The following is a 26,421-nucleotide window of genomic DNA, read 5'->3' as shown; positions in this document are numbered from 1 at the left end:
TCGATGGCCACCTCTTCCAGACTCAGTTTCGCGTTGCGCCAAACCACCTGTACCGGCTGCTCAAGCCCTTCCCAGACCACGCTGGTACGCAGGATGTCGTGACGTTCGACCACACTCTGCAAGGCCGCGGCGAAACCGGCCAGGCACTCGCGATCATCGAACGTGAAGAGCATCTGCAAGATGTAGGGGTCACCTTCATCCGCAGCCAGATGGTGATAGAGAATGCCTTCCTGCAAGGGCGCCAGGGCATAGATGTCCTGAATGTTGGCCAGGCCGCCCGGCACGCTCGCAACGACCCGATCAATCCCTGCCTGATCGAGGTCAGCCAGCGGCAGCATGTCCGGGGTAATACGCTCGCAGCCCGGCACGATCAGGTTATCCGGCACTTGCACGTCGGTGTGCCCGCCCACCGCTGCGGCGAGTGCGGCAAGGGTCGGCTGGTTGAACAGCGCACGTACGTCGGTACTCAGGCCGACCTGACGCATGCGTTCGATGAGCATCACTGCCAGCAGCGAATGGCCGCCCAGTTCGAAGAAGTGATCATGACGACCGACCTGTTCGACCGTCAGTACATCCGCCCAGATCGCTGCCAGCAGGGTCTCGACTTCGCCTTGCGGTGCTTCATAACCACGGCTGATCAGCGCTTGCGCATCCGGCACTGGCAGCGCCTTGCGGTCAAGCTTGCCGTTGGCGTTCAGCGGCAGAGCGTCAAGCTGCACGTAGGCTGCCGGCACCATGTAGTCCGGCAACGTGCCTTGCAGATGGTTGCGCAGGTGTTCGATGTCGACAGGCTGCTGTGCGGTGAAATAAGCCACCAGACGCTTGTCGCCAGGCACATCCTGACGGCACAGCACTACGGCTTCGCGAACAGCGGAGTGTTCGGCCAGGCGCGCTTCGATTTCACCCAGTTCAACGCGGAAACCACGAATCTTCACCTGCTCGTCATTGCGGCCGAGATACTCCAGGTTGCCGTCGGCGCGCCAGCGAACCAAATCGCCGGTGCGGTACATCAGTGCGTTTTCCGACGGATTGAACGGATCGAAGACAAACTGCGTGGTGCTCAATTCATCACGGTTCAAATAGCCCTTGGCAACGCCTTGCCCGCCGATATACAGCTCGCCGGGCACGGCCAACGGCACGGGTTGGCCTTGGCTATCGAGCACATACAGGCGGCTGTTGCCTACGGGTTTGCCAATAGGAATCGAGCCATTGCCGACCGAAACAATCTCGTAGGTTGCGGAAAAGGTCGTCGCCTCGGTCGGGCCATAACCGTTGAGCAGATGCTGTGGCGGATTATTCGCCAACACCCGGCCTATAACGGCCTGGTCCAGCACGTCGCCGCCGGCAATCAGGTAGCGCAGGCGCGAAAAGGCCTCGCCCAGCCCCGAAGCGTATTGATGGAATAAACCGGCGGTCATCCACAGCACGGTTACCGATTGCTCCAGCAGCAGGCGCTGGAAATTCAATGGGGAGAGCAAGTCGTTCTGCCCGATCACCACCACACAGCCGCCATTGAGCAGCGGTGCCCAGACATCCAGCGTACTGGCATCAAACGCCGGGTTGGAGGCAAATGCCACACGATCCTGTGCATTGAAATCGGCGTAACCGTTGTTGATCACCAGACGGCTTATGGCCCGATGCGGCACCAACACACCTTTAGGCGTGCCGGTAGAGCCAGAGGTGTACATGATGTAGGCGACGCTTTCGCCGGACTGCGGCAACGCCAGATCAGTGTCTTTCAGATCGTTCAGGGGCAAACCGTCGAGATCGACACGCTGGGCAGCGGTTTCCAGCGACACTTGGCTTTGGGTGAGCAGTACACTCGCCTGGCTGTCCTCAATCATGAACGCCTGACGTTCGACCGGTGCATTGACGTCCAGCGGCACATACACCGCCGCGCACTTGAGCACTGCCAGCTGACTGGCGAGCAGGTCATGGCTGCGTTCCAGCAAAATCGCCACGCTGTCACCCGGCTGCACACCAAGCCCCAGCAGATGCCGCGCCAGACGGTTGGCCCGAGTGTTGAGCTCGGCATAGCTCACTGCAACGCCGTCGTGGATTGCCGCACAAGCCTCGGGGCACGCCCGCACCTGAGCTTCAAACAGGCTATGCACGGTCTGTTGCTGCGGATAGTCCCGCGCGGTGTCGTTGAACGTCACCAGCAACTGCTCACGTTCGGCAGCGGGCAGGATCGGCAGGCTGTCGAGGGTCGAGGACGGTGACTGCTCCAGGGCATTCGACAGATGCTCCAGCACGGTCTGCATGTAGCCACAGACGCGTTTGGCACCGACGGTGCTGCTGACCAGTACCGTCAGGTTGAAACCGTTGCCTACGTCATCGATATTCAGGGTCAACGGGTAGTTGGTATGGTCTTTGGCACCGAAGGACTCGATCCCCTCCCAGGCAGTGGCGGTTTCCGCTGAAACGTCGCTCACGACGCTGTGTCGATAGTTGAGCAACGCACTGAACAGTGGTGCCGGGGCATCCACGCCGCTGCAGCGTTGGGCGAGTACCAGTGGCGCGTGTTCGTGGCCCAGCAAAGCCGTTAGTTGCCCGTGGGTCGCTTTCAATCCCTCGACCACCGTTGTCGCGCCGATATCGACGCGCAGTGGCAAGGTGTTGATAAACATGCCCAACGAGTGGTCTGCACCCTCGCCGGCCTGCATACGGCCCAGCAGTACTGTACCGAACACCACCTGTTCACGGGCCGAGACGCTGCCGAGCACCCGTGCCCAGGCCAGATGCATCAGGCTCGCGGCGCTGACGCCTGCCTGTCGAGCCTGAGCTCGCAAACGCAGGTTCAGTTCAGCGGGCAGGATCACGCTCGCCTCTTCGATGTCACCGCCGCCGTCCTGCACATCCTGCAAACCGAACGGTAGCGTTGGCTCGTCGATATCGCCGAGCATTTCGCGGAAGAAAGCTTCGTGCTGCGCATCGCTGACACCCAGCCGGGCCTGGGCCAAGTAGTTGCGATACGGCACGCTCTGACCCAGAGAAGCGCCCTGACCTAGCAAGTGCGCCTGCATTTCATGCAGCACCACGTACAGCGAGGTTGCGTCATTGACCAAGTGATGGAACAGCAGCATCGCCAGCCAGCGATCGTTGAGCGGGTCATGGGTAAAGACAATCTGCATCAAGGGCGCTTGACGCACATCGAGGCGGTAATGCCGGGGATCGAAGCGCTCGTGCAACTGCTCATCAATCGGGCCGTTTACCGGATCGAGGCACAACTCGGTGACGTGCATTTCAGCTTGGCGCAGCACCACTTGCACCGGTTCGTCGAGACCTTCCCACAGTACAGCGGTACGCAGGATATCGTGACGATTGATAACCGCTTGCAAGGCGTGGCTGAAATCGTCCAGTCGTGCGCGGTCGCGCAGACTGAACAGGGCTTTCAGGGTGTATGGATCGCCCTGCTCGGCACTGATGTGGTGATAAAGAATACCTGCCTGCAAAGGCGCCAGCGGGTAAATGTCCTGCACGTTAGTAGCACCGCCGGGCACATGCTTTACCACGCAGTCGATCTGCGCCTGAGTCAGGCTGATCAGCGGCAGCAGGTCCGGGGTAATGTGTTCGCAGCGTTCCGGAATCAGATTGGCTGGCACCACGACTTCCGTGCCACCGCCGACCGCTGTCGCCAGTGCCGCCAGCGTAGGCTGGCTGAACAGTACGCGCACATCGGCACTCAGGCCGACCTGACGCATGCGCTCGATCAATTTCACTGCCAGCAGCGAGTGGCCGCCCAGTTCGAAGAAGTGGTCATGGCGACCGACCTGTTCGACCGTGAGTACATCAGCCCAGATCGATGCCAGTTGGATCTCGACCTCGCCCTGTGGTGCTTCATAGCCACGACTGATCAGCGATTGCGCATCCGGCATTGGCAGGGCCTTGCGGTCGAGCTTGCCGTTGGCGGTCAGCGGCAGCGCATCGAGCTGCACATAGGCTGTCGGCACCATGTAGTCCGGCAATGTGCCTTGCAGATGGCTGCGCAGGTGTTCGATGTCGAGCACCGTTTCAGGCTGCTGCGTCGTGACATACGCCACCAGACGCTTGTCACCAGGAACATCCTGGCGGCACAGCACCACGGCTTCACGAACATCGGCGTGTTCGGCCAGGCGTGCTTCGATTTCACCCAGCTCAACGCGTAAGCCGCGGATTTTTATCTGATCATCGTTACGCCCCAGGTAGTCGAGAGTGCCATCGGCGTTCCAGCGTGCCAGGTCGCCGGTGCGGTACATCCGGGCGTTGGCGTGGAACGGATCACGCAGAAAGCGCTCGGCGGTCATCTCCGGTCGGTTCAGATACCCCCTCGCCACGCCTTCTCCGGCGACGTACAGCTCGCCCGCCACACCCAGCGGCACCAGTTGCTGATGCTCATCGAGCAGGTACACGCGGGTATTGGCAATCGGTGTGCCGATGTCGAGGCTGCCGTCGGGCAGCAAACGCCCCGACGTGGCGACCACTGTGGCTTCGGTCGGGCCGTAGTTGTTGATGACGGTGAAGCCCGGATCGCGATGGAACTGGCGCAGACGGTCGCCACCAATCAAGAGCGTACGCAAGGTGGGGTGAGACAGGTCGCGGCTGAAGGCATATTCGGCAACCGGCGTTGGCAGGAAAGCCACCTGCAGCGGCTGGGCGATCCACCAGTCGAGCAGCGCATCGATCTGTTCATTGCTCACGTCCGCAGGCGGCAGGTGCAGGGTCGCCCCGGCACACAGCGCCGGCCAGACTTCCCAGGCCATGGCGTCGAAGCCGAAGCCTGCGACGCTGGCGGTATGACTGCCAGCCTGCAGATCGAAGGCCTGGCAATGCCAGTCGATCAGGTTACCGAGGGTACGGTGCTCGACCATCACGCCCTTTGGTTGGCCAGTGGAGCCGGAGGTGTAGATTACGTAAGCCAGATGCGTGGGGTTGAGCCCCGCCACTTGCGGGTTTTCCAGGCGTTGCGGCCATTCAGGGCGGTCAAAGGCGATGACCGGTGCAGACGTTTGCGGCACACGGTTCATCAGGGCCTGCTGGGTTAGCAGCACTTTGGGCGCGCTGTCGGTCAGCAGATAGGCAATGCGCTCGTCAGGGTGCGACGGATCGACCGGGACATAGCCGGCGCCTGCCTTGAGGACGGCGAGCATGGCCACCAGCGTGTCCAGCCCGCGACGGGCCATGACCGCCACGCGATCATCGACACCTACGCCGAGACTGATCAGGTGGTGGGCCAGTGCGTTGGCGCGATGGTTCATCTCGCCGTAGTGCAGGCAATGCTCGCCCACCTGAGCCGCGACATTTTCGGGTGCGCTGACTGCCCGGGCTTCGATCATGGCGTGCACGGTCTGCTGCCGCGGGTAGTCTTGCTTGGTGTCGTTGAACGCCAACAGCAGTTGTCGACGTTCTGCTTCCGGCACCACCTGCAGGTTGCACACGGCTGAATCCGGGGCGGATTCAAGGGCCTCGACCAGATGACTCAAGGCGGTCTGCATGTAATCGCAGATGCGCCGCGCATCGATACCCGCCACCGCCTGTGCATTCAGGCTGAAACCGTCGCCAAAGTCATCGACGCTCAAGCTCAGTGGATAATTGGCACGTTCTTCACTGCTCAGAACATGAATACCGTACCAGGCCTGGACCGCCTGTTCGGAAACGCTGGCAGCTGCACTGTGGCGGTAGTTGAGCAAGGCGCTGAAAAGCGGCGTCGGTGCGGCAACGCCGCTGCAACGCTGAGCCAGGGCAAGGGATGCATGTTCGTGACCGAGTAACGCGGTCACGCGCTTATGGGTCGCCTTGACCTCGTCACGCACGCCCTGCTCACCTACCGAAACCCGCAGCGGCAAAGTGTTGATGAACATGCCCAAGGCGCGTTCGGCGCCCTCACCGGCCTGCATCCGCCCCATCAACACCGTACCGAACACCACGTCACGCTTGCCCGACACAGTGCCGAGCACCTGGCCCCAGGCCAGATGCACCAGGCTGGCGGCGCTGACGCCTTGCTGCCGGGCCTGAGCCCGCAGGCGCAGATTCAGTTGAGGGTCCAGCGTCAGGCTGGCTTCCTTGACGTGGCTGCCATCGCCCTGCACATCCAGCAGGCCGTACGGCAGGGTCGGCTCGAGGATATCGCCCAGCATGTCGCGGAAGAACGTTTCGTGATCAGCCTGGCTGACACCCTGGCGTGCCTGAACCACATAGTTGCGGTACGGCACGGGCACCGACGCTGCCAAGGCTTCGGCCTCGCCGAGCAAGCCGTTCTGTATTTCGTGCTTCACCACATCCAGCGCAGTGTGGTCCAGGGCCATGTGGTGGAACAGCAACATCGCGCAAATCCGCTGGTTGGGCGGATCTTCGGCATAGACCACGCGCATCAACGGTGCCTGACCGATGTCCAGGCGGTAGTGACGCGGGTCGAAGCGGCTGTGCAGTTGCTCGCCGATATCGCCGTTCACAGGATCCAGTTCGAGCGCTTCAAGGTGCAATTGGGCCTTACGCCAGACCACCTGCAGCGGGGACTCAAGGCCTTGCCACACCACACTGGTGCGCAGAATATCGTGACGGTCTATAACCGTTTGCAACGCTTGAACAAAAGCGTCCATACGTTCGCGGTTATCAAAGGCGAACTGAGTCTGCAACACATAGGGATCGCCGCTTTCGGCGGCCAGGTGGTGATAGAGGATGCCTTCCTGCAACGGTGCCAGCGGGTAGATGTCCTGCACATTCGCCACGCCACCCGGCACGCTTGCCACGACCTGATCGATCTGCACCTGGGTCAGATTGATCAACGGCAGCAGCTCAGGCGTAATGCTTTGGCAATCCCCGGCGATCAGATTGGCCGGCACCATGACTGGCGTGCCACCACCGACCGCAGCAGCCAGTGCGGCCAACGTCGGCTGGCCGAACAGCGCACGCACATCGGCGCTCAGGCCCAACTGACGCATGTGCCCTATGAGGCTGACTGCCAACAGTGAGTGTCCGCCCAGCTCGAAGAAGTTGTCATGTCTACCGACCTGTTCAACGCCCAGCAAGTCTTTCCAGATAGCAGCGATCTGCGTTTCGGTTTCACCTTGTGGGGCTTCGTAGCCACGGCTGATCAGTGAGTCACTGTCCGGCGCTGGCAGGGCTTTGCGGTCGAGTTTGCCGTTCGGGGTCAGCGGCATTGCGTCGAGCAGCACATAGGCTGCCGGGATCATGTGGGCCGGCAGTTGTTCCTGCAGCCAGCCGCGCAGGATTTCGATGCTCGGTTCCGTTTGCGCGGACTGGACCGTGTAATACGCCACCAGGCGTTTGTCGCCCGGAATGTCCTCGCGGGCGGTGACTACCGCTTCATGGACCGCGGGGTGTTTGGCCAGGCGTGCATCGATCTCGCCCAGCTCGATACGGAAGCCGCGGATTTTCACCTGATCGTCGTTACGGCCCAGGTATTCGATATTGCCGTCTGGCAGGTAGCGACCCAGGTCGCCGGTACGGTACATGCGTGCCGCTGGGTTTTGGCTGAACGGGTCTTTGAGGAAACGCTCGGCAGTCAGGTCGTCACGGTTCAGATAACCCCGCGCCACGCCAGCACCGCCGATGTAGATCTCACCGGCAACGCCCAGTGGCACAGGCTGTTGCTGTTCGTCCAGCAGGTAAAACTGTGTATTGCCGACTGGCTTGCCAATGTGCGCTGCGAAGCCATCTTCGCGGTCCATCGCCACCCAGCTTGAGTAGGTGGTGGTTTCAGATGGGCCGTAGAGGTTGCACAGGCGCTGCACGCCGGTTTTTTCGAATAGGTTTTCCACGAGGCTGCGTTTCAGCGCTTCACCGGCGACGTTGACTGTATGGACCGATTTCGGCAAACCATCGACTTCCAGCAAAGCCTTGAGCGCCGACGGTACGGTGTTGATCAGGCCGATATCGTGCTCGCCGTGTTGCAGTTCAAGGACGTTTTTTACCACTTCGATGCTGCCGCCCGAGGTCAGCGGCGCAAAGCACTCATAGACTGCGAGGTCGAAGTTCAATGAGGTGGAGAACAGCGTTTTTTCGAGCGCAGAGCCGTCAAAAGCCGTGTGCGCCCAGGTCAGGAAGTTAACGGTGTTGCGGTGTTCGATCATCACGCCTTTCGGCAGGCCGGTGGAACCCGAGGTGTAGATCAGGTAGGCAAGATGCGCTGAAGTCAGCCCCGGCACCTGCGGATTCTGGAAGGATTGGTCCTGCCAATCGTTCAGATCAAGATTTATGACAGGCACTGAAACGTCGGCCAGCAAGCCCTGAGTCGCGGTTTGCGCCAGTACTGCTGCCGGAGCACTGTCCTGCAACATGTAGGCAATTCGTTCTACCGGATACGACGGGTCCAGCGGCACGTAACCGCCGCCCGCCTTGAGAATCGCCAGCAAACCGACGACCATCTCCACGCCGCGCTCAACGCAGATGCCGACGCGAGAATCCGGCTGCACGCCCTGCTTGCGCAGGGCATGGGCCAGGCGGTTGGCCTGCTGGTTAAGCTCGCGATAGGTCAGGCGTTGTTCGCCATGAACCACTGCCATGGCTTCCGGTGTGCGCTCGACCTGTGCTTCAAACAGCCCGTGAATGGTCTGTTGCTGCGGGTAATCCAGCGCGGTGTCGTTGAACTGCACCAGTAACTGCTCACGCTCGTCGGCCGGCAAGATCGGCAAGCTGTTCAACGACGTTTGCGGTGTCTGCTCCAGTGCATGCACCAGGCTTTCCAGCGCCGTCTGCATATACCCGCAAACCCGCTGGGCACCTATACCGGTGACAGCCTGAACATTCAGGCTGAATCCTTCGCCAAAATCGTCGAGGGATAAAATCAACGGGTAGTTGGTGCGTTCTTCGCCGCCCCTCACCTCGATCCCTTCCCAGAGTTGAGCGGTCTGATCGGTGATTTCCTGATCGGTCGCCGCTTCAGCGGAACTGTGGCGATAGTTGAGCAGTGCGCTGAACAGTGGCGTCGGTGCTGATACACCGCTGCAACGCTGGGCCAACGCCAGCGAGGCGTGTTCGTGGCCGAGCAATGCAGTCAAACGTATATGGGTCGCCTTGACCCCGGCGCGCACATCCTGCTCACCCACGTCCACCCGCAGCGGCAAGGTATTGATAAACATCCCCAAGGCCCGGCGAACCCCCTCGCCGCCGCGCATACGCCCGAGCAGTACGGTGCCGAATACGACATTGCTGCGCCCGCACAGGCGCCCGAGCACCTGTGCCCAGGCAAGGTGATGCAAGCTCGCCGCGCTCACCCCTTGCAGTCGGGCCTGATTTCGCAAGCGCCGGCTCAGCTCTAAAGGCAGGGTCTGATGCGCTTCTTCGATACCATGGCCGTCGCCGCGCACATCGTGCAGGCCGAACGGCAGCGTAGGTTCGTCGACGTCGCCGAGCATCTCGCGGAAAAACCCTTCGTGCTGCTTGTTCGTGACGCCGAGCCGGGCCTGGGCCACATAGTTGCGATACGGCACTGGCTCGCCCAGGGTGTGGGCCTGACCGCTCAGGTGCGCGTGGAGTTCATGATGGATCTGGTCCAGCGCCGCATGGTCGATGGCGATGTGGTGAAACAGCAACATCGCCACCCAGCACTGGTTGGCCACGTCGTGGGTGAAGGCCAGCCGCAGCAAGGGTGCCTGGCTGATATCGAGGCGGTAATGCCGTGGGTCGAAGCGTTGTTGCAACTGCTCGCTGGCGGTACCGGCGTCAGGCTCAAGGGTGATTTCGCTGAGCACCAGATCAGCCTTGTGCCACACAACTTGAACCGGCTCGTCCAGGCCTTCCCATACCACGCTGGTACGCAGGATGTCGTGGCGGTCGATGATCTGCTGCAAGGCCGTGGTGAACTCGTCGAAAAGCTCCCGGCTGGCAATCGTAAACTGTGCCTGTAGCACGTATGGATCGCCTTGTTCGGCGGCAATATGGTGATAAAGAATGCCTTCCTGCAACGGCGCCAGCGGGTAGATGTCCTGCACATTGCGCACGCCGCCAGGAACGCGGGCAACGATGCTTTCGATGGCTGCCTGGTCGAGTTTGATCAGCGGCAACATTTCCGGGGTGATGCGCTCGCAGCCCGGCACAATCGCCTGGGCGGGAACCTCCACTTCATCGGCCTTGCCGCTGTAATACTCGCCGGCATTGATCAGTTCGATCAATGCCGCCTTGTTCTCGCGCAACAGCGCCAGCACGGCGGGCTCCATGAGGGACTGTCGCTTGCCGCTGACGACCAGTTGGTCGCCCTTGACGGCGAGCTGCACATCTTTCTCTTCCAGTACTGCCAACAGTTCAATCATGCTCACAGAACAATCTCCATTCTTTCCGTTGTTGCTGCGTATTCCATGAGGGTGGGGTGTTTGAACAGCGACTTGACCTCGGCCTCCAGGCCTTCCTGACGCATGCGTTCCATCAGGCTGACGGCGAGCAGGGAGTGACCTCCCAGCTCAAAAAAATGGTCATGTCGGCCAACCTGCGTCACACCCAGCAAGTCTTGCCAGATCTCGGCGATCAGTACTTCTCTCTCGCCTTGCGGAGCTTCGTAGCCACGGCTGATCAACGCGCCCTCGCCCGGCGCAGGGAGCGCCTTGCGGTCAAGTTTGCCGTTGGGGGTGAGAGGCAATGCATCGAGACGCACGTAGGCCACCGGGACCATGTATGCCGGCAACTGCCCTAGCAGCCAGCCGCGCAGGCTGTCGATGGCTGGTTCCGTTTGCGCCGACCGGACCGTGTAATACGCCACCAGGCGTTTGTCTCCGGGGACGTCTTCACGAGCGGTGACTACCGTATCCTGGACGGCAGGATGCCTGGCCAGACACGCGTCGATCTCGCCGAGCTCGATACGGAAGCCGCGAATCTTCACCTGATCGTCGTTACGGCCCAGGTATTCGATATTGCCGTCTGGCAGGAAGCGGCCCAGGTCGCCGGTGCGATACATACGTGCCTGGGGCTGCTGGCTGAACGGATCCGCGAGGAAGCGTTCGGCAGTCAGGTCGTCACGGTTCAGGTAGCCGCGGGCCACGCCAGCGCCGCCGATGTAGATCTCTCCGGCAACACCCAGTGGCACGGGCTGTTGTTGCTCATCCAGCAGGTAAAACTGTGTATTGCCGACTGGTTTGCCGATGTGCGAAGCGAAGCCGTTTTCGCGATCCATCGCCACCCAGCTTGAGTATGTGGTGGTTTCCGACGGGCCATAGAGATTGCACAGGCGCTGCACGCTGGTTTTCTCGAACAGGTTTTCCACCAGACTGCGCTTGAGTGCTTCACCTGCGACGTTGACGGTATGGACCGACTCTGGCAAACCGTTGATTTCCAGCAGCGCTTTCAGCGCCGACGGTACGGTGTTGACCAGGCCGATATCGTGCTCGCCGTGTTGCAGTTCCAGCACGTTTGTGACCACCTCGATGCTGCCACCCGAGGTGAGCGGCGCAAAGCACTCGTAGACCGCGAGGTCGAAGTTCAGCGAGGTGGAGAACAGTGTTTTTTCCAGCGCAGAGCCGTCGAATGCCGTGTGCGCCCAACTGAGGAAGTTCACAGTATTGCGGTGCTCGATCATCACGCCTTTCGGCAGGCCGGTCGAACCTGAGGTGTAGATCAGGTACGCAAGATGCGCTGAGGTCAGCCCCGGTACCTGCGGATTCCGGGCGGATTCGTCCTGCCAGTTGCTTGCATCAAGATTGATCACAGGTACCGATACGTCGACCAGTAACGCCTCAGTCGCCGACTGCGCCAGCACAGCGGCAGGCGCGCTGTCCTGCAACATGTAGGCAATTCGTTCTACCGGGTAAGCCGGGTCGAGTGGCACGTAACCGCCGCCCGCCTTGAGGATCGCCAGCAAACCGACGACCATCTCCACGCCGCGTTCCACACAGATCCCGACCCGCGAATCCGGCTGCACGCCCTGCTTGCGCAAGGCATGCGCCAGGCGGTTGGCCTGTTCGTTAAGCTCGCGATAGGTCAGGCGTTGTTTTCCATGAACCACTGCCATGGCTTGCGGTGTGCGCTCGGCCTGCGCTTCAAACAGCCCGTGAATGGTCTGTTCGTGCGGGTAATCCAGCGCAGTGTCGTTGAACTGCACCAGCAACTGCTCACGCTCGGCAGCAGGCAGGATAGGCAGGCTTTCGAGCGCGGCGTCCGGTGACTGCTCCAGCGCAACAAGCAGATTTTCCAGCGCGGTCTGCAGGTACCCGCAGACTCGCCCGGCACCGACTTTGCCGGTCACCAGCACTGAAAATCTGAAACCGTCACCCTGATCATCGACGTTCAAGGTCAACGGGTAGTTGGTGCGTTCCTCACCATTCTGCACGTCGATGCCGCGCCAGGCCTCGATCGATTCGTTGGCGGGTTCTGCCACGCTGCTGTGGCGGTAGTTGAGTAGCGCGCTGAACAGTGGCAACGGTGCCGCCACGCCGCTGCAACGCTGCGCCAGCACCAGCGGCGCGTGTTCATGACCGAGCAATGCGGTGAGTCGGGCATGGGTCGCTCGTACGCCGTCCCGTGCACCCTGCCCGGCCAGATCGACGCGCAGCGGCAAGGTATTGATGAACATGCCCAACGCCCGTTCGGCGCCTTCGCCACTGTGCATGCGGCCCATCAACACGGTGCCGAATACGACGGTGCGCCTGCCCGATACCTGACTCAATACCTGAGCCCAAGCCAGATGCATCAGACTTGCGGCGCTTACCCCCAGCTGCCGTGCCTGGGCGCGCAGACGCCTATTCAACTGCCGGTCCAGTGTCAGGCTGCTTTCTTCAACATCGCGGCCATCCCCTTGCACATCCAGCAGCCCGAACGGCAGCGTCGGTTCGTCAATGTCACCGAGCAATTCGCGGAAAAACGCTTCGTGGGCCTCGCGGCTTACACCCAGGCGAGCCTGGGCCACATAGTTACGATACGGAATGGCTGCTTCGAGTTGGTCAGCCTGCCCCAGCAGATGCGCCTGCATGTCGTGGAGCACAATCTCCATCGCTGTATGGTCGAGGACCATGTGATGGAACAGCAGGATCGCCGCACAACGCTGGTTGGGCTGGTCTTCGGCGAAGATCAGCCGCAGAAGTGGTGCCTGGCTAATGTCCAGCCGCGAATGGCGAGGGTCGAAGCGCTGTTGCAGTTGCTCCATGATCGGCCCCTCGAGCGGGTCGAGTTCGACCTGCTCCAGCAACAGCCGAGCCTGACGACAGACAACCTGCACCGGTGTTTCCAGGCCTTGCCAAAGTACTGCAGTTCGCAGGATGTCGTGGCGATCAATCACACTTTGCAAGGCATCGACAAAGGCATTCAAACGCGTTCGGTCAGCAGTCTCGAATACCGTTTGCAGGACGTACGGATCGCCTTGTTCGGCAGCCAGATGGTGGTAGAGAATCCCCTCCTGCAGTGGTGCCAGCGGGTAGATGTCCTGCACATTTTCCACGCCGCCGGGCACGCTGGCGACAATGAGGTCGATGGCGGCCTGATCGAGATCGACCAGTGGCAGCAGCTCTGGCGTAATGCGCTTGCAGTCGTCCGGGATGGCGTTTTGCGGGACTGTTATTTCATTCAGGCTACCCACCGCCGCAGCCAGCGCGGCCAGCGTCGGCTGTGTGAACAGGGTGCGAATATCGGCATCGAGCCCCTGGCGCCGCATTTGCGCGATCAGGTTGACGGCCAACAGCGAGTGCCCGCCCAGCTCGAAGAAGTGGTCATGACGACCCACCCGCTCGACGTGCAGCAACGAACTCCAGATCTCGGCCACGGCCATTTCCACCGGCCCCTGGGGTTCCTCGTAGTCCCGATCTGGAAGCGCGTTGCGATCCGGCATTGGCAGGGCCTTGCGGTCGACTTTGCCATTGGCCGTCAGCGGCCAGGCGTCCAGACGCACGAAGGCGCTGGGCACCATGTAGCCAGGCAGCACTGTCAGCAAGGCAGAGCGCAGTTCTGCCACCGGCGTCGACAGCGAACCGTCGCGCTCGATGAAATAAGCCGTCAGCCTTGGCTGGTCCGGTTCGTCCTCTCGGGCCAGCACCAGCGCTTCTTCGATGCCCGGCAATAGGCTTAGCTGCGCTTCGATCTCGCCCAGTTCGATGCGCGCGCCGCGAATCTTCACCTGATCATCGTTACGCCCCAGGTAGTCGAGAGTGCCATCGGCGTTCCAGCGTGCCAGGTCGCCGGTGCGGTACATCCGTGCGTCAGCGTGGAACGGATCACGCAGAAAGCGCTCTGCGGTCATCTCCGGTCGGTTCAGATACCCCCTCGCCACGCCTTCTCCGGCGACGTACAGCTCGCCCGCCACACCCAGCGGCACCAGTTGTTGATGCTCATCAAGCAGATACACGCGGGTATTGGCAATCGGTGTGCCGATGTCGAGTCTGCCGTCGGGCAGCAAACGCCCCGACGTGGCGACCACCGTGGCCTCGGTCGGGCCGTAGTTGTTGATGACGGTGAAGCCCGGATCACGCTGGAACTGGCGCAGACGGTCGCCACCAATCAAGAGCGTACGCAAGGTGGGGTGAGACAAGTCGCGGCTGAAGGCGTACTCGGCAACCGGCGTCGGCAGGAAAGCCACCTGCAGCGGTTGAGCGATCCACCAGTCGAGCAGTGCATCAAGCTGTTCATTACCCACGTCCGCAGGCGGCAGGTGCAGGGTCGCCCCGGCACACAGCGCCGGCCAGACTTCCCAGGCCATGGCGTCGAAGCCGAAGCCTGCGACGCTGGCGGTATGACTGCCAGCCTGCAGATCGAAGGCCTGGCAATGCCAGTCGATCAGGTTGCTGAGGGTGCGGTGCTCTACCATCACGCCTTTTGGCTGGCCAGTGGAGCCGGAGGTGTAGATTACGTAAGCCAGATGCGTGGGGTTGAGCCCCGCCATTTGCGGGTTTTCCAGGCGGTGCGGCCATTCAGGGCGGTCAAAGGCGATGACCGGTGCAGACGTTTGCGGCACACGGTTCATCAGGGCCTGCTGGGTCAGCAGCACTTTGGGTGCGCTGTCGGCCAGCAGATAGGCAATGCGCTCGTCAGGGTGCGACGGATCGACCGGGATGTAGCCTGCGCCTGCCTTGAGGACGGCGAGCATGGCCACCAGCGTGTCCAGTCCGCGACGGGCCATGACTGCTACACGATCATCCACACAGACACCGAGACTGATCAGGTGATGGGCCAGTGCGTTGGCGCGTTGATTCATCTCGCCGTAGTGCAGGCAATGCTCGCCCACCTGAGCCGCGACACTTTCGGGTGCGCTGGCTGCCCGGGCTTCGATCATGGCATGCACGGTCTGCTCGTCATTAACTTGCGCCAGCGCCGTCGTGTTGAGCGTTTCCAGCAGGTAACGCCGTTCCTCTTCGCCGACCAGCGGGATGCGATCAAGATGCGTCTGCTCATCAGCCGCCAGTGCTTCGAGGATCTGCATGAAATAGCCGAGATACCGTTGCGCCGTGGTTTCGTCGAACAGCGCCGTGGCGTAGTCCAGCGTCCCTGCCAGCGTCTCGCCCTGCTCGCTCAGGTTCAGCGAAAGGTCGAATTTGGACACCTGACTGTTCTGCTCGACCGGCTCCACTCTCAGGTCGCCAAGCGAATCGGCAACGTTTTTTCCCGGCATCCAGTTCAGCGTGGTCTGGAACAAAGGGGGATGGGCCAGGCTGCGTGTCGGGCGAACGACTTCCACAACCTGTTCGAACGGCAGGTCCTGATGCTCCTGTGCTTCCAGTACGCGGGCCTTGACTCGGGCCAGCAGCGCCTCGCCGCTCGGATTGCCCGAGGTGTCGATGCGCACCGCCAGGGTGTTGACGAACAGGCCGATCAGGTCTTCAAGTTCGGTATGACCTCGCCCTGCCACCGGGCTGCCAATCACCACGTCGGCCTGACCCGAAAGGCGCGTGAGTGTCGTCGCCCAGGCGGCCATCAGCGCCATGTACAGCGTGACGCCCTGACGTTGTGCCAGTTTGCGCAGGTCTGCTGCCAGATTTGCATTCAGTTGCACGGCAAGGCTGGCACCGGCGAAGTCCTGCTGCGCCGGACGTGGCCGATCAGTCGGCAACGTGAGCAGCGTCGGCGCTCCCTCCAGTGCCTGATGCCAATAGGCGGCCTGGTGTTTCAGGCGTTCGCCGGACAGCCAGCGACGTTGCCATACCGCGTAATCGGCGTACTGGATCGCCAGCGCCGGCAGTGGATCGGGCTGTCCCTGGCAGAACGCCGGGTACAGCGCCAGCAGTTCCTGGCTCAGGACAGCCATCGACCAGCCATCGGCGACGATATGGTGCACAGTCATCAGCAGCACATGACGGTCGTCGGCCACTTGCAGCAAATGAGCGCGAATCAGCGGGCCGTTAGCCAGATCGAACGGTGCTACCGCCTCGACCCGAATAAACTCTTCCAGGCCATGAGGCGCATGACGAATGTCTTCGACAGACAGCCCGGCGTCTGCGCAGGTGGGCACGAACAGTACTTGCGCAGCGCCTTCACAGGTCACAAATCGACTGCGCAAGGTTTCATGGCGTTCGACGATACGTGCCAGGGCTCGCGCCAGAGCGGTGACGTCGAGCGCCCCCACAAGGCTCAGTGCCATCGGGATGTTATAGGCTTCGTTACCGCCGTCCATCTGTGCCAGGAACCACAACCTTTGCTGGGCGAAGGACAATGGCATTGGCTGATCACGCTTCACCGGCAGGATTGCTGTCAGTTCACTGCGCGCCACGCCATTCAGCGCTGCGGCCACCGCTGCCAGTTCACCGAGTGCAAACAGCTCGCCCAGCGGTAATTCCACGCCCAGCTGTTGGCGTACTTGAGACACCATGCGCATGGCCAGCAGAGAGTGCCCGCCCAGATCGAAGAAGTTATCGTAGCGACCAACCCGCTCGACCTGCAGTACCTCGGCCCAGATCTCGGCCAGCACTGCTTCGACCTCACCTTGCGGTGCTTCGTAACCACGACTGATCAGCGCTTGCGCATCCGGCACTGGCAGGGCCTTGCGATCGAGCTTGCCATTGGCGGTCAGCGGCAGCGCATCGAGCTGCACGTAGGCTGCCGGCACCATGTAGTCCGGTAACAAGCCTTGCAGATGGTTGCGCAGGCGTTCGATGTCCAGCGCAGTTTCAGTCTGCTGCGCCGTGACATAAGCGACCAGACGCTTGTCACCAGGCTCATCCTGACGGCACAGCACCACGGCTTCACGAATATCCGAATGCTCGGCCAGGCGTACTTCGATTTCACCCAGTTCAACACGGAAACCACGGATTTTCACCTGATCGTCATTACGACCCAGGTATTCCAGATTACCGTCGGCACGCCAGCGAACCAGGTCGCCGGTGCGGTACAAGCGCGCCTGTGGGTCGCTGTCGAACGGGTCGGCAACGAATTTCTCAAGGGTCAGTTCATCCCGATTCAAATAACCCCTGGCGACACCCTGCCCGCCGATATACAGCTCGCCGGGCACGCCCAATGGCACGGGTTGGCCTTGGCTATCGAGCACATACAGGCGGCTGTTGCCTACGGGTTTGCCAATAGGAATCGAGCCATTGCCGACCGAAACAATCTCGCAGGTCGCGGAAAAGGTCGTCGCCTCGGTCGGGCCATAGCCATTAAGCAGGTGTTGCGGTGCACTGTTTGCCAATACTCTGCTTATGACAGCAGGATCCAGCACATCACCGCCAACAATCAGGTAGCGCAAGCGCGAAAAAGCCTCGCCCAGCCCCGAAGCGTATTGATGGAATAAACCGGCGGTCATCCATAGCACGGTTACCGATTGCTCCAGCAGCAGACGCTGGAAGTCGCGCGGAGACAGCAAGTCGTTCTGCCCGATCACCACCACGCAGCCGCCGTTGAGCAACGGTGCCCAGACATCCAGCGTGCTGGCGTCAAATGCAGGGTTGGAAGCGAACGCCACGCGGTCCTGAGCGTTGAAATCGGCATAACCGTTGTTGATCACCAGACGGCTTATGGCCCGATGCGGCACCAGCACACCTTTCGGAACACCCGTCGAACCAGAGGTGTACATGATGTAGGCAACACTTTCGGCGGACTGCGGCAACGCCAGATCAGTGTCTTTCAGATCATCCAGGGTCAAACCATCGAGATCGACACGCTGCGCAGCGGTTTCCAGCGACACTTGGCTGTGAGTGAGCAGTACACGCGCCTGGCTGTCCTCAACCATGAATGCCTGACGCTCGACCGGTGCATTGATGTCCAGCGGCACATACACCGCCGCGCACTTGAGCACTGCCAGTTGACTGGCGAGCAGGTCATGGCTGCGCTCCAGCAAAATCGCCACGCTGTCACCCGGCTGCACACCAAGCCCCAGCAGATGCCGCGCCAGACGGTTGGCCCGAATGTTGAGTTCGGCATAACTCAAGGAAACGCCGTCGTGGATTGCCGCACAAGCCTCGGGGCACGCCCGCACCTGAGCTTCAAACAGGCTATGCACGGTTTGTTGCTGCGGATAGTCCCGCGCGGTGTCGTTGAACGCCACCAGCAGCTCCGTCCGTTCGGCTTCCGGCACCACCGGCAGATCGCGCACTGCTGAGTCCGGCGCGGATTCAAGGGCTTGAACCAGATGGCTCAGGGCGGTCTGCATGTAGTTGCAGATCCGCTGGCCATCGAAGCCGGCTGCTACCTGTACGTTCAACAGGAAGCCTTCGCCTTGATCGTCCACCGACAGGGTCAACGGGTAATTGGTCCGTTCGAGTACGCCGAGCACCTGGGTATCCGCCCAACGATCGCCACCGCTGGCTTCACGTGCCGGGCTGTGGCGATAGTTGAGCAACGCGCTGAACAGCGGCGACGCTGCGTCCACCGCGCTGCAACGTTGCGCCAGCACCAGCGGCGCGTGTTCGTGACCGAGCAATGCGGTCAAACGGGCGTGGGTCTGACGCACGGCCTGACGCACTGCACACGTACCGACATCGACCCGCAGCGGTAAGGTATTGATGAACATGCCCAAGGCGCGGTCGGCACCCAGGCCGCTTTGCATGCGCCCCAGCAACACCGTGCCGAATACCACGTCTTCACGCCCGCTGGCGCTGCCCAGCACTCGCGCCCAGGCCAGGTGATGCAAGCTTGCTGCACTCACCCCCAGTTGCCGAGCCTGAGTGCGCAGACGCTGACACAAATCAGCCGCAAGCGCGTGGCGAACCTCCTTGATGCCCTGCCCGTCACCCTGCACCTCAAGCAGACCGAACGGTAGCGTCGGTTCATCGACATCGCCGAGCATCTCGCGGAAAAATGCTTCATGTTGTTCGCGACTCACGCCCAGATGGGCCTGCGCCACATAATTCCGGTAAGGCATCGCCGCCGGCATTTGCGCCGCGGTGCCTTGCACGTGAGCGAGCATTTCTGCGCTCATCACGTCCAGCGCGGTGTGGTCGAGGGCAATGTGATGGAACAGCAGGATCGCCACCCAGCGCTGGTTCTCCGAGTCCTGCGCAAAGGCCAGATGAACCAGTGGGGCCTGGCTGAGATCGAGGCGGTACTCGCGGGGATCAAAACGGCGTTGCATCTGGGCGACGATATCGCCGCCGCCCGGTGCCAGGGTGATTTGCTCAATCGACAGCTCGACCCGGCGTAGAGCCACTTGCAGCGGTTGTTTCAGACCTTCCCAGACCAGCGCCGTGCGCAGGATGTCATGGCGATCGATCATTGCCTGCAAGCCTTCGGCAAAACGTCGTACGTGCGCCGGATCATGCAGGGCGAAGGTTGCTTGCAGCAGATACGGGTCGCCCTGCTCCGCGGCGATGTGGTGATAAAGAATACCTTCCTGCAATGGTGCCAGCGGGTAGATGTCCTGCACATTGGCCGCACCACCGGGAACGCCGGCGACAATGCGATCGATAGTCCCTTGGTCCAGCGAAGTGAGGGTCAGCATGTCCGGGGTGATGTGCTCGCAGCCGTCGGGAATGCCGTTGGCCGGAACCTCGATCTCGATACCGCCGCCCACAGCCGCCGCCAGTGCGGCAAGGGTGGGCTGGCCGAACAGCACGCGTACATCGGCACTCAGGCCAACCTGACGCATGCGCTCGATCAGCTTCACCGCCAGCAGCGAGTGACCACCCAGCTCAAAGAAATGGTCGTGCCGACCGACTCGCTCAACACTCAGCACGTCGGCCCAGAGCTCAGCCAGCATGATTTCGGTGTCACCGATCGGGGCCTGATAGTCGCGACTGACGAAGGCATCGGCTGATGGCTGCGGTAGTGCGCGACGATCCAGCTTGCCGTTGGGCGAGACCGGCAGTTTTTCCAGGTGCACATAGGCTGCGGGGATCATGTAATCCGGCAGCAGCGCCTGTAAATGCAGACGCATCTGGTCGGCCTCGGGCACCACCTGCCCGGTCTGCACGCTGAAATAAGCGACCAGGCGCTTTTCACCGGGAACGTCTTCGCGGGCCAGCACCGCTGCATCGCGCAGGCCCGGAAATTGACCGAGGCGCGCCTCGATTTCGCCCAGTTCGATACGGAAACCTCGGATCTTGATCTGATCGTCGTTACGGCCCAGATAGACGATCTTGCCGTCGGCCTGCCAGCAACCCAGGTCGCCGGTCTTGTACAGGCGCGCGTGTGGGTTGCCGACATCGCAGGCGGCAAACGGATCAGCGATAAAACGTTCGGTGGTCAGGTCATCACGGTTCAGGTAGCCACGCGCGACACACGCGCCGCCGATGTACAGTTCGCCTGCCACGCCCACCGGCACCGGGCGCATGTGTTCGTCGAGCAGGTAGATGCGGGTGTTGGCCACCGGCTGGCCGATGCTTGGCAAGGTCGGCCAGGCCTGCGGGTCACCCTCAAGGGTCAGCGCCGTGACCACATGGGACTCGGTCGGGCCGTAGTGGTTATGCAGGCGGGCGTCGTTCAAACGGGCGAATAACTGCCGCATCGGTTCGGTGATTCGCAGTTGCTCACCGGCAGTGATTACGTCCTGCAACAGGCAATCAGTCTGTTCGGGTTCAGCGACCACCGCCTCGGCCAATGCCTGCAGGGCAATACACGGCATGTACAGGCGTTCGATACGCTGCTCGCAGATATGTTGGAACAGGCGGCGGAAATTCAGACGAGTATCGCCGTGGATCAGCGACAGTTCGCCACCTGCACACAAGGTGCTGAAGATTTCCTGAAAGGCCACATCAAAACCCAGCGCGGCGAACTGCAAGGTGCGTTGCCTTGGGCGACCGTGCTCGACAGTCTGGGCGATCTGCCAATGCATCAGATTGACCAACGGCGCATGGGGCATGGCCACGCCTTTGGGCTGTCCGGTAGAGCCCGAGGTGTAGATCAGGTACGCCAGGTGCTGTGCACCAAGCCCCGCGAGCTGTGGATTGGTCACCGGCGTGCGGTCGATACCGTTCTCGGCGCGGGCGTCAGCTTCCAGCAGCAACACCGGCAGGACGGCCTGCGCAAACCGCTCGCGCAAACCGCGCTGGGTCAGCAGCATTTTCGGTGCGCTGTCCTCAAGCATGTAGGCCAGGCGTTCGGCAGGGTAAGAAGGGTCGAGTGGCACGTAGCCTGCGCCGGCCTTGAGAATGCCCACCAGGCCCGCGATCATTTCCAGACTGCGTTCTACACAAATAGCCACACGGTCATCAGCGCCAATGCCTTCGGCGATCAACCGATGGGCAATCTGGTTGGCCCACTGATTGAGCTCAAGGTAGCTCAGCTGCTGGCCTTCGTAGGTGACTGCTACCGAGTCGGGTTGCGCAGCCGCCTGAGCCTCAAACATCTGGTGCAGCAGTAGATCTTGCGGGTAGGCATCATTGAACGCGTTGAACTCTTCCAGTAACTGGCGGCGCTCGTGCGCGGGCAACCAGTCGAGGCTGTGCAAGGGTGCATTTGGCCGACTGTCCAGCGCGTCGGCCAGTTGCTCCAGCACGGTGTGCATGTAACCGCAGATACGCCGGGCACCGATTCCGGCCACTGCCTGAACGGTCAGGCCGAAGGATTCGCCGAGGTCGTCCACCGACAAGGACAGTGGGTAGTTGGTGCGCTCTTCACCGCCGAGTACCTCGACACCGCCCCAAAGCCTGGTCTGCCCTGCCTCTTGAGGTGTCTGGGCGCCGACCGCGACATGGCGGTAGTTCATCAGTGCACTGAATAACGGTGTCGGTGCCGCCACGCCGCTGCATGCCTGGGCCAGTGACAGCGGCGCTTGCTCATGACTGACCAACGCCGCCAAGCGTGCATGGGTGGTGCGCACAGCAGCCTGAATACCCTGCTCGCCGGCAGCGACGCGCAGTGGCAAGGTATTGATAAACATCCCCAAGGCTCGTTCGGCGCCCTGACCACTGAGCAGACGGCCTAGCAGCACAGTGCCGAAGACCACATCCTGACGACCAGACAAGCGCCCTACCACCTGTGCCCACGCAAGGTGATGCAGGCTCGCGTTGCTGACACCCAGGCGCCGGGCATGAGCGCGAAGACGTCTGGCCAGCTCCGGGTCAACCGGCAACAGGGCTTCTTCGACTCCGCTGCCGTCGCCTTGTACGTCCTGCAGGCCGAACGGCAGGGTCGGCTCGTCAATATCGGCGAGCATGTCGCGGAAAAACGTTTCGTGCTCCTCACGGCTCACGCCCAATCGGGCCTGAGCCACATGATTGCGATACGGCACTGACGCTGGCAGATGTTCGCCGCGCCCTTGTCTGAACGCCTCGATCTCTGCGCCCAGCAAGGCCAGCGAGGTGGCATCATCGATCAGGTGATGGAACAGCAATACCGCAACCCAGCTATGGTCGACGGGATCTTCGGCATAGTGCAGGCGCATCATCGGGGCTTGATGCAAATCCATACGTACCCGCCGTGGATCGAACTGTGCCTGCAACTGGGCCGCGACATCACCCTGCTCCGGGTGCGGTAAAAACGCCTCGACCCGCAGCTGCGCCTGACGCCAGACCACCTGCACCGGTTCGTCGAGTTCTTCCCAGGCCACCGCCGTACGCAGAATGTCGTGACGATCGATGACTTGCTGCAAGGCTTCCGTGAAGTCCAGCAACTGCTCGAAGCTATTGACCCGCAACACAGCCTGCAACAGGTACGGATCACCGTCCTCACTCGTCAAATGGTGATAGAGGATGCCTTCCTGCAGCGGCACCAGCCCATAGATGTCCTGCACATTGCTCACCCCCCCAGGTACGGTGGCGACCACGCGGTCGATCTGGGCTTGAGTGAGTCGGGCCAGAGGCAACATGTCCGGGGTAATGTGCCGACAGTCGGAGGGAATCTTGTTGGCGGGCACCTTAACGTCTGTGACCTTGCCGCTGGCGGCCGCCAGGGAGGCCAGGGTTGGCTGGCCGAACAGCACGCGCACATCGGCATTCAGACCGACGTCGCGCATGCGTTCGATCAGTTTCACTGCCAGCATGGAATGCCCACCCAGTTCGAAGAACTGGTCATGACGGCCTACCTGCTCGACGCCCAGCAACTCGGTCCACAACCCGGCCAGGCGCATTTCCGTCAGGCCTTGCGGTGCCTCGTATTGGCGCCGGGCAAAGGCCTCGGCCGCAGGCAGCGGCAGAGCCTTGCGGTCGAGCTTGCCGTTGGCGGTCAGCGGGAAACTTTCCAGGCTGACAAAAGCGCTCGGCAGCATGTGCTCGGCCAGTGACAGGCGCAGCTGTTCACGTAAGTAGGTGGCGTCCGGTTCCAGGTCTGCTGTGCCGATGACATAGGCCACCAGACGTTTATCGCCCGGTTCGTCTTCACGCACCACGACCACTGCTTCACGCACGCCTCTGCAGGCGATCAATTGAGCTTCGATCTCTCCCAACTCGATACGGAAACCGCGAATTTTCACCTGCTCATCGTTACGGCCCAGGTATTCCAGGCTGCCGTCCGGCAACCAACGACCCAGGTCGCCAGAGCGGTACATCCGCGCGCCGGGTACCGAGGCAAATGGATCGTCGAGAAAGCGCGTCGCGTTCAATTCATCGCGATTGAGATAACCACGGGCCACGCCTGCCCCGCCGACGTGTAACTCACCCACCGCACCCGGTGGCAGCGGATGACCAAAGGCATCGAGCAGATAGAGTTGCAGGTCAGGGATGCGCTTGCCGATCGGGCTGGCACCGACGCGCTGGGCGTCTTCAGGCTGCAACGGGTAATAGGTCACATGCACTGTGGTTTCGGTAATGCCGTACATGTTTACCAGTTGTGTACCGGCATTCATGTTACGGGCGTACCACGGCTTGAGCATCGCCGTTTCCAGCGCTTCACCACCGAAAATCACCTGACGCAGCGAATGCGCCTGCGCGTTCTCGCCCTGGGCAGCAATCAGTTGCCGAAACGCACTCGGCGTCTGGTTAAGCACCGTCACCCCGGCACTGCACAGCAGGTTGTAGAAGTCTTCCGGCGAGCGGCTGACCAGTTGCGGCACGATCAACAAACGGCCGCCGTGCAGCAGTGCGCCCCATATTTCCCAGACCGAGAAGTCGAAGGCGAACGAATGGAACAGCGCCCACACGTCCTGTTCATTGAAGCTGAACCACTCTTCGGTGGCCGAGAACAGCCGCGCAACGTTGCGATGCTCGACCATTACGCCCTTGGGCAGTCCGGTGGAGCCGGAGGTGTAGATGACGTAGGCAAGGTCGCTGGACTTGACCGCTACCTGCGGATTGCACACGGATTCGTTCTGCAGGTCGGCGTCGTCGAGATAGATCAGCGGCACTTCGCAGACAGGCAACGCTTGTTGTACTGACTGTTGGCTCAATAATGCCACTGGCGTGCTGTCGCCGAGGGTATAGGCCAGGCGCTCAAGTGGGTAAGCCGGGTCCAGCGGTACATAACCGGCACCGGATTTGAGGATACCCAGCAAGCCGATAATCATCGCCGGGCCACGCTCGACGCAGATCGCTACGCGATCGTCCGGGCGCACACCCAGCGCGAGCAAGCGATGCGCGACCTGGTTGGCGCGGGCGTTGAGTTCGCCGTAGCTCAGGGTCTGCTCTTCGAACATCAGCGCCACGGCGTCTGGTCGTTCTGTAGCGCGTGCTTCGAACTGCTGGTGGATAGTCAGGTCATCAGCGAAATGTGGCTGATCGGCATTCCACGCCTGAACCCGGGAGGTGTCGGTCTCGCTGATCAGCGAGAACCCGTTCACCGGGAGTTGTTCATTCGTCAGCCCCTGCTCCATAACACGCTGCAAGCGCTCGGCAAGGAGGACAATCTCGTCGTGCTGAAAAAACGCCTCGTTGTAGATGTAGTGCATCCACGATTCAGTTTCGCAGGCGTTGGTGCGCAGGTAGATAGCTAGCGGCGTCTGTTCGTGGTTGTTCGAACACTTGGTAGTGCTGGCGGCTGCCTGATTGAAATGCAGCGGAAGGTTCTGGCGCTCATAGGAGAACGTCAGATCGAACAATTGGGTACGCTCGGTACGGCGCAATTCCAGCAGCCGGTTGAGGTCGCTGACCGGGAACCGCTGGTGGCGGTAATCCTGCTTGACTGCCCGACATATACCCTGGACCAGTTCTGCGAACGGCAGGTCTGGACTGAATTTCAGGCGCACCGAACTGAGTTGGGTAAAAAGCCCCAGGGTCTTCTTGTAGCCGGCATTGGAGCGGTTGAGAATCGGCAGGCCGATGACCAGTTCATCACGCTGGTAGACGCGGGTGAAGTACACGTACAGCACTGCCAGCAAAACATGGAACGACGAGGCTTGCAGTCGAAGCGCCAGATCGTCGATCTGCTGCTCCAGACCACGGTCAAGACCGGAGCTGATGTGGCCGCTGCGGCTGGGTGCCTGGTTCTGAATGGAGGCCTGGCGCGGGCGCGCTATCAGCAACGGATCGGGGATCTCACGGTATTTGTCCAGCCAGTAGGCTTGATCGAGCGAAAAACGTCGCGACCCGCGATACTTGAGGTCGTCCTTGATGAAATCGACATAGGACGGTGCGGCAACGTCAGGCGTGCGCTGATTGAGCAGCGCATTGTAAATCTCACTGAGGTACGTACAGACACCGTCGATGCTCCAGCCGTCGAGCACGATGTGGTGGGTATAAAACACAAAGTAGAAGCGCTGCTCTTCGAGTTTGAGCAAATGCATTCGGTAGAGTGGCCCACCCTCGAGCCTGAACGCTTTTTCAAGCCGGGTCTGCACCCAGTGTTCGGCTGCCTGACGCGGGTCGTCATGCCCTTGCAGGTCGATCGGAGTCATACACTGCGGCATGCTTGAGGCGAAGGCCTGTAGCGGCAAGCCCTCCTCGTCACGTTCGTCAAGCAGGACCATGCGCAGAGCATCGTGTTCTTCAATCAACAGGTCCACGGCCTGCTGGAACAACACGGAATCGACGGCACCATCGATCTCCATATAGCCGCCGATGTTGTATAACGGCGAGTCGCCCTGGGTCATCTGATCCAGCCAGATATTGCGTTGCGCAGCGGTCAGGGCAAATGCCATACATTTCTTCTCGCAAAGGGTCGGCCTGGCCGCATACAAAAGGCAGCGATAACCGGTAGTCGATTCGGAGCCAGGGACGAGCCTGCTTCATGCAGTTTTGTGAAGGACCATCCCTGGGAATTTGGACTGCGCTTGAG

Annotated in this window: 2 protein-coding genes; both read right to left on the bottom strand. The window is 61.3% G+C overall.

Annotated features, from left to right (window positions below):
• Positions 1-10,214 (bottom strand): non-ribosomal peptide synthetase (locus RYB09_RS21615; protein ID WP_316890159.1); only part of this gene is annotated, 10,214 nt, incomplete at its 3' end.
• Positions 10,215-10,252: 38 nt separating this feature from the next.
• Positions 10,253-26,284, bottom strand: coding sequence for a non-ribosomal peptide synthetase (locus RYB09_RS21610; protein WP_316890155.1), 16,032 nt, complete (start codon positions 26,282-26,284; stop codon positions 10,253-10,255).
• Between the last annotated feature and the right edge of the window lie 137 nt (positions 26,285-26,421).

The organism is Pseudomonas syringae group sp. J254-4, from assembly GCF_032586855.1.
Lineage (GTDB): Bacteria > Pseudomonadota > Gammaproteobacteria > Pseudomonadales > Pseudomonadaceae > Aquipseudomonas > Aquipseudomonas amygdali.
The sequence above is the reverse complement of the archived record's forward strand: the minus strand, read 5'-3'. Positions and strand labels throughout refer to the sequence as shown.

Excerpts from the sequence above, each read along its gene's own strand:
- RYB09_RS21610 (WP_316890155.1), bottom strand. The coding sequence starts at position 26,284 with ATGGCATTTGCCCTGACCGCTGCGCAACGCAATATCTGGCTGGATCAG.